At 69.1% G+C, this 9,317-nt stretch carries 7 protein-coding genes; all 7 read right to left on the reverse strand.

Annotated elements, in window-relative coordinates; translation table 11 throughout:
- The coding region (locus RDU12_RS07900; RefSeq protein WP_308684399.1) for an APC family permease at positions 1 to 826 on the reverse strand (826 nt) is incomplete at its 3' end.
- 135 nt (positions 827 to 961) lie between these two features.
- Complete coding sequence (locus RDU12_RS07905) at positions 962 to 1,330, reverse strand: copper-binding protein (protein WP_300289599.1); 369 nt, start codon at positions 1,328 to 1,330, stop codon at positions 962 to 964.
- A 12-nt stretch (positions 1,331 to 1,342) separates the two neighbouring features.
- Positions 1,343 to 4,477 (reverse strand): efflux RND transporter permease subunit, encoded by a 3,135-nt coding sequence (locus RDU12_RS07910; RefSeq protein WP_300289600.1) that lies wholly within the window; start codon positions 4,475 to 4,477, stop codon positions 1,343 to 1,345.
- Positions 4,474 to 5,958 (reverse strand): efflux RND transporter periplasmic adaptor subunit, encoded by a 1,485-nt coding sequence (locus tag RDU12_RS07915; protein WP_308684401.1) that lies wholly within the window; start codon positions 5,956 to 5,958, stop codon positions 4,474 to 4,476. Before RDU12_RS07915 ends, RDU12_RS07910 begins: the two co-directional genes overlap by 4 nt.
- Complete coding sequence (locus RDU12_RS07920; protein ID WP_308684400.1) at positions 5,958 to 7,232, reverse strand: TolC family protein; 1,275 nt, start codon at positions 7,230 to 7,232, stop codon at positions 5,958 to 5,960. Before RDU12_RS07920 ends, RDU12_RS07915 begins: the two co-directional genes overlap by 1 nt.
- 101 nt (positions 7,233 to 7,333) lie before the next feature.
- The gene (locus RDU12_RS07925) at positions 7,334 to 7,693 is read right to left on the reverse strand and encodes a hypothetical protein (RefSeq protein ID WP_300292803.1); all 360 of its coding nucleotides are present in this window, start codon (positions 7,691 to 7,693) and stop codon (positions 7,334 to 7,336) included.
- 196 nt (positions 7,694 to 7,889) lie between these two features.
- Positions 7,890 to 9,215, reverse strand: coding sequence for a type II toxin-antitoxin system HipA family toxin (locus RDU12_RS07930; RefSeq protein ID WP_300292805.1), 1,326 nt, complete (start codon positions 9,213 to 9,215; stop codon positions 7,890 to 7,892).
- Between the last annotated feature and the right edge of the window lie 102 nt (positions 9,216 to 9,317).

A 9,317-nucleotide genomic window follows, 5' to 3' on the forward strand; every position in this document is an offset into this window, starting at 1 on the left:
GGTAGAAACCAGTCTGCCCAAGCGCGGGTCGGGCTGCTTCGGCCAGCGCGTAGTCCTTCGCCGCCACGATGCGGTCGAGCGGCAGGCTGGAGCCGACCGCGAAGGCGACAAGCAGATAGACGATGACGCAGATGGCGATGGACCAGATGATGGCCCGGCCGACGTTGCGGTGCGGGTCAGTGACCTCGGCGCCGCTGTTGGTGATGGTCGTGAACCCCTTGAAGGCGAGGATCGACAAAGCGACGGACGCCACGAACCCGCTGACGCCCATGTCTCCGCCCGTGGCTTGGAAAGAGAGGCCACTGGCCCAAAGACCGGCCGCCCCGAACAGCGCGATGCCACCCACCTTGAGCACGGCCATGACGATGGAGAAAAGCCCGACCAAACGGTTGCCGGAGACATTCACGAGATAGGCGAAGATGATCAACCCAACGCCGAGAACCGGCACGAGAACGCTGTCGGTGTCGCCACCGAACGCCTGCAGCGTGTAGGTCCCGAACGTGCGCGCAACGAGGCTCTCATTGATGACCATCGAGAGCGCCATCAGCAGTGAGGCGCCGGCCGCCACTGTCGTCGGCCCATAGGCCTTCCTCAAGATCATCCCGATGCCGCCCGCTGACGGAAATGCGTTCGACATCTTGATGTAGGTGTAGGCGCTGAAGGCGGTCACGACCGCGCCCACGACGAACGACAGCGGGAAGAGCGGCCCGGCGAGCTCGGCGATCTGACCGGTCAACGCAAAGATGCCCGCGCCGATCATCACGCCGGTCCCCATGGCGATCGAGCCCGGCAGGGTGATGCTGTTCTTCTTGTAGTCGTTCGTCATCGGCTTCTTTTCAGGCTTCGCCGCACGCTCACCGGAGGAGCGACCGTCCTTTCATGAGCTGGAGGCCGAGCACCCCCATATGGCGCAGCGGGCAGGTCTGCGTCTGGGTTCCCCCGTGATCGGCCGGAGCCGTCGTCACTCGGGCCGAATGGCTGTGATCTCGTTGACACCGTCGCGGACCGAGACATCAAACTCGATGCGCTCGCCCGTGCTGGCGGCCTCCAGAACGGCGGGCGACGCAGTGAAACGCATGGTCATCGCCGGCCAGCCGACGCCGGGGATGGGTCCATGCTCGACGGTCACCGTGCCGGCGTCCGGGTCGACGGCGGTGATCACGCCGGTCCCCGTCCCGATCTGCACGCCGGCATCAGCCGTCATCGGCATGGCCGCCGTGTCAGACGCCTCCGCCGCCGGCTTTCCGGTGGCGGCCGGCGTCTCCTGCGGTTGGTTGCAGGCCGCCAGGCCGAGCGCCATGCCGGCCCCCAGGATCAATGCGTACTTCATGGAAAGGTCTCCTCAGGTTGAAGGGGTCTGATCGCGTTTGCGCCGCCGCAGCAGCAGATAGCCCGCCGGGATAACGAGCGTGGACAGCAAAGGCGCCGTCACCATGCCGCCGATGACCGGGGCGGCGATGCGGCTCATGATCTCCGATCCCGCCCCGTGCCCGATCAGGATCGGGAACAGGCCGGCGAGAATGACCGCCACGGTCATGGCCTTGGGGCGAACCCGCAACAGCGCGCCCTCACGCACGGCCGCTTCCACAGCGGCGCGGTCCGGGTTGTCCCCCCGGGCCTTCAGCGCCTGTTTCAGATAGATCAGCATGACCACGCCGAACTCGGCCGACAGTCCGGCCAGGGCGATGAAGCCGACCGAGGTCGCCACCGACTGGTGATAGCCCAGCAGGTAGAGCGTCCAGACGCCGCCGGTCAGAGCAAACGGCAGGGTCGCCATGATCAGCGCCGCCTCGTCCAGCCGGCCGAAGGTCAGGTAGAGCAGCAGGAAGATGATCACCAGGGTCGCCGGGACGACGATCTTCAACCGCTCGGCCGCGCGCTGGAGATATTCGAACTGCCCGGAGTAGGCGATGCTGACGCCCGGGGTCAGCTCCACCTCGTCGGCGACGACCGTCTGCAGGTCGCCCACCACTGAGGCGAGGTCGCGGCCGCGGACGTCGATATAGACCCAGGTGGTCGGCCGGCCGTTCTCCGACTTCAGCATCGGCGGGCCATCCGCGACATCCAGCGACGCGACCGAGCCCAGGGTGATCTGCTGTCCCGACGGGGTCAGGATCGGCAAGGCCCGCAGCTCCGACAGGCTGTCGCGGATTTCGCGCGGATAGCGCACGCTGATCGGATAGCGCGCGACGCCCTCGACGGTCTGGCCGATGGTCTCTCCGCCCAGGGCGCCGGACACGATGGACTGCACATCGGCGATGTTGAGCCCGTACCGGCCCGCCGCCAGGCGGTCGATGTCGACGTCGATGTAGCGACCGCCGGTCAGACGCTCCGCGAAGGCGGAGCTGACTCCCGGAACCGCGCCGGCGACGGCGGCGACCTGCTGGGCGATCCGGTCGATCTCGGCGAGATCGGCGCCGGAGACCTTGACGCCGATGGGGCTCTTGATGCCGGTCGCGAGCATGTCGATCCGGTTGCGGATCGGAGGCACCCAGACATTGGTCAGGCCCGGGACCTGGACGGCGCGATCCAGCTCCTCGACCAGCCGTTCCGGCGTCATGCCGTGACGCCACTCATGGCGCGGCTTGAAGCGGATCGTCGTCTCGAACATCACCAGCGGCGCCGGATCGGTGGCGGTATCCGCCCGCCCGGCCTTGCCGAACACGCTTTCGACCTCCGGCACCGTTGCGATCATACGGTCGGTCTGCTGGAGAAGCTCGGACGCCTTGGCGGCCGACAGGCCGGGCAAGGCGGTGGGCATGTACAGCAGGTCGCCCTCGTCCATCGGCGGCATGAATTCCCCGCCGAGTTGACTCAAGGGCCAGGCGGCGGTGGCGAAAGCGATCAGGGCGATCAGCAGGGTCGCCCGCGGCCGCCGCAAGACCCAGTCGAGCGGTCCCCGATAGACGAAAACAAGCGCCCGATTGATCGGGTTGCTGTGCTCGGCCGGGATGCGTCCGCGGATCAGGAATCCCATCAGCACGGGCACCAGGGTGATGGAGAGGATGGCCGCCGCCCCCATGGCGTAGCTCTTGGTGAAGGCCAGGGGCGAAAACAACCGCCCTTCCTGGGCCTGCAAGGTGAAGACCGGCACGAAGGACAGGGTGATGATCACCAGGCTGAGGAACAGCGCCGGCCCCACTTCGACGGCGGCCTCGGTGATCACCCGCCAGCGCGCCTCGCCCTTCAGCTGGGCGTCCGGATGATCGTGTTCCCATCGCTCGATGTGCTTGTGGGCGTTCTCGATCATGACCACCGCCGCGTCGACCATGGCGCCGACGGCGATGGCGATGCCGCCCAGCGACATGATGTTGGCGTTGATCCCCTGCAGATGCATCAGGATGAAGGCCGCCAGCACGCCGAGCGGCAGGGTCAGGATCGCGACGAGCGCCGAGCGGGCGTGCCACAGGAACAGTCCGCAGACGATGGCGACGACCACGAACTCCTCGATCAGCTTCGTGCTGAGGTTCTCGATCGCGCGATCGATGAGTTCGGACCGATCGTAGACCGGAACCACCTCGACCCCGGGCGGCAGGCCCGACTTGAGCGTCTCGAGCCGTTCCTGCACCGCCGCGATGACGGACCGCGCATTGCCGCCGGATCGCAGGATCACCACCCCGCCGACCACCTCGCCCTCGCCGTTCAGCTCGGCGATCCCGCGGCGCATCTCGGGCCCGATCTGGACGGTGGCGACATCGCCGAGCTGGACGGGAACGCCGCCGGCCGCCGCCCGGATCGGGACGGCGCGAAAGTCCTCCAGATCGGTCAGATAGCCGTTGGCCCGGACCATGTATTCGGTTTCCGCCAGCTCGAGCACGGAGCCGCCGGTCTCGGCGTTGCCCTGCCTGATGGCTTCGACCACCTGCTGGTGGGTCACGCCGAAGGCGGCGAGCTTCACCGGATCGAGAACGACCTGATATTGCCGCACCATGCCGCCGATGGTGGCGACCTCGGCCACGCCGGGGACGGTTTTCAGTTCATAGCGCAGGAACCAGTCCTGCAGGCTGCGCAACTGGGCCAGATCGTGCCGGCCGGTTCGGTCGACCAGGGCGTACTCGTAGATCCAGCCCACCCCGGTCGCGTCCGGGCCCAGCGCCGGCCTCGCCGTCTCGGGCAATCGCGACTGGACCTGGCTGAGGTATTCGAGAACCCGCGACCGGGCCCAGTAGAGATCGGTCCCCTCGTCGAACAGGACATAGACGTAGCTGTCGCCGAAGAACGAATAGCCCCTCACCGTGCGGGCGCCGGGCACCGACAGCATGGTCGTGGCCAGGGGATAGGTGACCTGGTTCTCGACGATCTGCGGGGCCTGGCCCGGATAGGCCGTGCGGATGATGACCTGGACGTCCGACAGGTCCGGCAAGGCGTCGACGGGCGTGCTGCGTACAGCCCATAACCCGCCCGCCAGCAGGGCGAGCGCGGCCAGCAGGACGAAGATCCGCGCCCTGACCGACGCGCGAATGATGGCGGCGATCATCGGGCGGCTGCCTTGCGGGTCAGGCTGCGCACCGTCGGTTCGCCGTCCGCCGCCTCGAAGGTGAAGTCGACCTGGTCTCCGATCGATACGCCCTGACCGACCGTCTCCGGAAGCCGGAAGGTCATGGTCATAGCCGGCCACCGCAACGCCGGCACCGGACCGTGGGCGAGGGTGATGGTCCCCTCTGCGGTCGCCTGAACCCGTCCGCTGGCCCGGTGGACGACCGGCCCGTCGGCGGCCGGCCGGCTGGCGGCGGCGGCCTGGTCGAGGCTGCGCGCCTCCACGCCCGACAGGCTGGCTTCCGAATCCAGCAGGAACTGCCCGGACGCGACCACCCGCTCGCCTTCGTTGAGACCGGCGAGGATCTGCGTCTGCCCTCCGGCTTCGCGGCCGACCCGGACCTCCGCGGGCTGATAGCGGCCGCCCTCCAGCGCCAGCATGACGAGCGTCCGCCGGCCGGTGCGGATCACCGCCTCGGAGGGGACGAGCAGGGCGGTCCCGGACTCGCCGCCGAAGACGATCTGCCCGTACATGCCCGGTCGCAGCCTGGCCCCACGGTTGGCCATCTCGATGCGGGCGGTCACAGTCCGGCTGTCGCCCGCGACTTCCGGCAACAGGGCGATCAGCCGTCCCGTCATCCGCTCGCCGGGGAAGGCGGCCAGAGTCACTTCGACAGTGCGCCCGACGCGCAGGCGGCCCGCCATGGCTTCCGGTATCGCCGCATTGAGCCACACGGTCGAAAGCCCGTTGATCTCGGCCAGGGTCATGCCGGCGGGCACGCTCATCCCGGCCCTGACGCCGAGCGTGCGGATGGCTCCGCCAATGGGGCTGGACACCGTCACCGTCGTTCGGGGCCGGCCCGAGCGTTCGACCGCGGCGACCAGGCTTTCGGGCATGCCCAACAGAATGAGGCGTTGGCGCGCGGCCGCTGTGAGGGCCGCGTCTCCCGTGCGCCGGAGCGCGAGGTACTCAAGCTGGGCGCCGCCCCACCCAGGCACGAGCAGATCGGCCAGCGGGGCGCCGGCCCGGATGACGTCGCCGGGCGCGCGGTCATAGACGCGTTCGACGAAGCCGGCGGCGCGGGCCTGGACGATGGCCACGTCGCGCGCGTTGAAGTCGACGACCGCCGTCGCCGCGACATCGCCCTCCAGTGTTCCTGATCGAACCGTGGCGAAGCGAGCGCCGAGCGACTGGATGAGGGCGGGGTCGATGCGAACGCCGGCCCCGGTGTCCGAGGCCTCGTCGGCGTATCGGGGGACCAGGTCCATGTCCATGTAGGGCGACTTGCCCGGCCGGTCGAACCGCTGGTCCGGGACCATGGGGTCGTACCAGTAGAGGACTTCGCGGTCCCCCGAGACGGTCGCGGCCGGCCCGGCGCGGTCGGAACCGAGCCTCGACAAGCCCAGCCCAAAGGCGCCGCCGAGGAGGATCAGGCCGGCCGCCGCCGCTGCGTACCGGAGGTGATTGCGATCGAAACGCATCATTGGCCGCTCCCGTAGGTCAGGGTGATCTGGACCGCCCGCCGCGCCACCTCGGCCTCGCGGTCGAGCGCGACGAGGCGGGCGTTGGCCAGGGCTGTGAAGGCGTCGAGAATCTGCGCGAGGCCGGCGGCGCCCGCCGCGTAGCTGGCGGTCTCGAGATCGGCGCGCGTGCGCAGGTTCGGCAGGATCACGTCCCGCGCCCGAATCCAGCGGGTGCGGGACGAGGCATACTGCGCCATATCGCTTTCGAACGCCGCCAACAGGGCGCGCTCGGCGGCCTCCCGTTCGGCCGTTACGCGAAGGGCGTCGGCGGACCGGGCCGCGATCAACGGTTCCTGGCGGCTGGCCTGAAACAGTGGGAGGCGCACGCTGGCTCCGACGGAAACAAGATCGCCGAACATCGGATCGCGACGGGCGTATCCAACCTCAAACGACCAGTCGGGCCGCCGGCCCGCCCGGGCCAGATCGACATCGGCCTCGGCCCGCCGGGCGGCGGCCTGGTAGGCCCGCAGGGGCGGCAAGTTCTCGAGGCGAGCGCCGACCGCGCCGGGGTCGAGATCGATCGTCGGAACCGGCCCCTCCGCCCTCGGCGCCGGATCGCCGGTCCAGCGGGACAGCTGGGCGCGCGCGGCGGCGAGATCCGCCTCCAGCCGGTCGCGCCTGTCCTCGAGATCGGCCTGCAACTCGACCGGCCCGAGCGCTTGCGCGGGTCGGAGACGCGATGCCGCCACGCCGCTCGGCGCCGCATCCCACAGCGGCTCGAGCGAGGCCAGCAGTTCATCGAGGACGGCCAGACGGCGCTCGGCGTAATGCAGATCGACCCACGCCTCTCCGGCGGCGATGCGCACTTGCCAGAGAGTGGTGGCCGCTCGCGCCCGGGCCACATCGACGTCGGCATCGGCGACCTCCCGTTCAGCGCGCCGTCGGGCCCGGCTCGGCAGGTCCTGCTGAATCCCGACCTTGAACATGGTCATCATGATCCCGTCGAACCGGCCGGCCGACGGCCCCGAGACGGGAAAGCCGTCGAGGCCGAAGCTGAGGCGGGGATCGGGAAGCTGGCCGGCGGCGGTCGCCGAGGCCCGGGCGGCGTCGATGCCGAGCGCGCTGGCGCGCAGGGAGGGCGCGTCCGAAACGGCCCTCGCCAAGGCCTCTTCGAAGGTCAGGGGGTCGGCCCGGCCGGGGCCGGCGGTCAGCAGACCGAGGCAACCGAAGGCGGCGCCAAGGAGCGCGGCCCGCGCGCTGCGGCGCGCCTGACCGGCGGGTGAATTGAACACGGCATATGCTCCGGAACCCCGCCCTTGGCCCATGGCCCGCGGGGTTCAACTGCTTGAAAAGGGCTCGTCCGGAACGGTGTGGCGAGCCCGCGAAGACAGTCTCAGAGCTGGGGTTTTGGAGGAGATCGAAGGGGAGAGGGCGTCGTCCCGTCAAGGCGGGTCGTCGCCCCGCTATAGGACAAGCCGGAGCCGGCCAGCGGGCCGAACACCGTGGGTCCAGACGCCAAGACGGGCGATACGGCGGCGCATCCCATCTTTGCGATGCAGTCCGGCGTCATGTCATCGCACGGCAGCCGATCGTGGTCGGCCTCCCCGACGGGATCAACCATCATCTCGGCGCAGTCCGCGGACATTTCGACCGTGTCGGCCGCGACAGGAAAAGGCGTCGCGCGCGCCATTGACTGGCCAAGGAAACCAGCGAACGCCAAGGCGATGATGATCGTGCGGAGGAGGTTCCACATCCCAGCAGTTTCCCATGACCTGTCGATCCGCGCAACTCGGACCGAAGGCCGCAGGCGTCCGGCTGCACCAGGCCACTATCGCCGAACCAAAGCTCTGAAGCGCCGTCGGTCAGGACTTGGCATCCAAGGCTTCAGGAACATCTTGTTTGTGGTGATGAAGGAGAGACCACCATTGGCGCAGAAAAGACCTTCAGTTTCATCCTCGGGAGGTTGGGGCCGGCGGGATGAGCTCCAGGCGCAGCGCCCGGTCGATGCGGAGGGCGTCGGGTTCGTGGACGCTGGCGGCGTCGGCGTAGGCGCGCCAGTCGCGGACGCGGTCGGCGATCTCCCCCACCATGCCGAGGGTCTTGCGTCGCTTGAAGCCGCAATGAGCGCCGAAGGCGACTAGGTCCTCGAGGGTGAAGCCATCGCGCTTGCCGTTGAATGTCATCTGGTGGGTGCTGGTCCAGGGGCCGGACGGATTGTAGGCGTAGCCGACGTCGAAGGCCGGGGAGAGCCGCCAGCCGCCGGAGCGGTCCATCAGGAAGGCGATGTTCTTCACATGGTCGTCCTGGTTGCGGATGAACAGGTTGAAGACGGCGCGGCGAAACTGTTGCTCGATATCGACCGCGCCGAGGCCGAGCAGGCGGATCGTCTCGACGGCCTGCTCGTAGCTGTAGGCGCCGGCGGCGTTGAAGTCGAAATGCCGGAGCGCGCCGAGCGACTGCATGTGTAGCTTTCGGCCGTCCGGCGTGCGGTCGAAGCGCCGGGTCATGAAATGGCTGCGTCCGCCCTCGTGGTGCAGGCGGCATTCGGCCATGTCGATGCCGACGTCGGCGGCCATCCTGGAGAAGGCGTATTCGATCAGGCCGAAGCCCTGCGGATCGGCCAGCTCTTTGTCGCGGTTGTTGCTGACGCCGTCGAACTTCATCAGCCAGTAGGAGAAGCCTTCGCCCGCCGGGGCCTGGCCGGAGCGGAACTCGCCGGTCTCCTCGTTCCATGCCAGCACCGCCTTGGCGCGGGCGCCGCCGGCTGAGGTCCCGACCCGCAGGATCTCCTCGAGGGTGTCGTGGTCGTCCTCGCCGGACAGCAAGCCCTTCATGTCCTGGCGCATCGACAGGACCTGGTTGGCCAGGTCGACCAGGGCCTCGATCTGCAGCCGGCGCGAGCGGCGGGCGGCCTTCATCAGGGTGGGGTGGAACTCCAGCGCGCCCATGCCGCGGGTGCCGATGTAGCAGAGCCGTTCGACCGGGTTGAACGAGCGGGCGTCACGGCCCTGCCGGGCCAGCCAGGCGTCGATCAGGGCGTTTCCGTATTTGTCGGGCAGGGAGTCGGCCAGCAGGCCGGGCAGGCCCTTGAAGGCGTCGCGGGGCAGTTCGGGAAAGGCGTAGGGGGCCAGGCTCGGCGCCATCACCAGTGGAGAGACGGCGATGCCGCTGGCGACGAACTCCGGAACGTACTGGAACACCGCATGGTCACGGTCCTCCAGCCAGCTGACCGCGCCGATGTCGCGGCCCCACAGGCGGATGGTGGCGTCGGTCACTGGTCGTCGTCCCAGGTCCAGGGCGTGGCCGGGCCCTCGGCGCCCGCGCCGCTGGCGCGGCGGCGTTCGCGCCCGGCGGCGATGCGCACCCGGTCGACCGGC

This window comes from Brevundimonas sp. (assembly GCF_031082345.1).
Taxonomy (GTDB): Bacteria; Pseudomonadota; Alphaproteobacteria; order Caulobacterales; family Caulobacteraceae; genus Brevundimonas.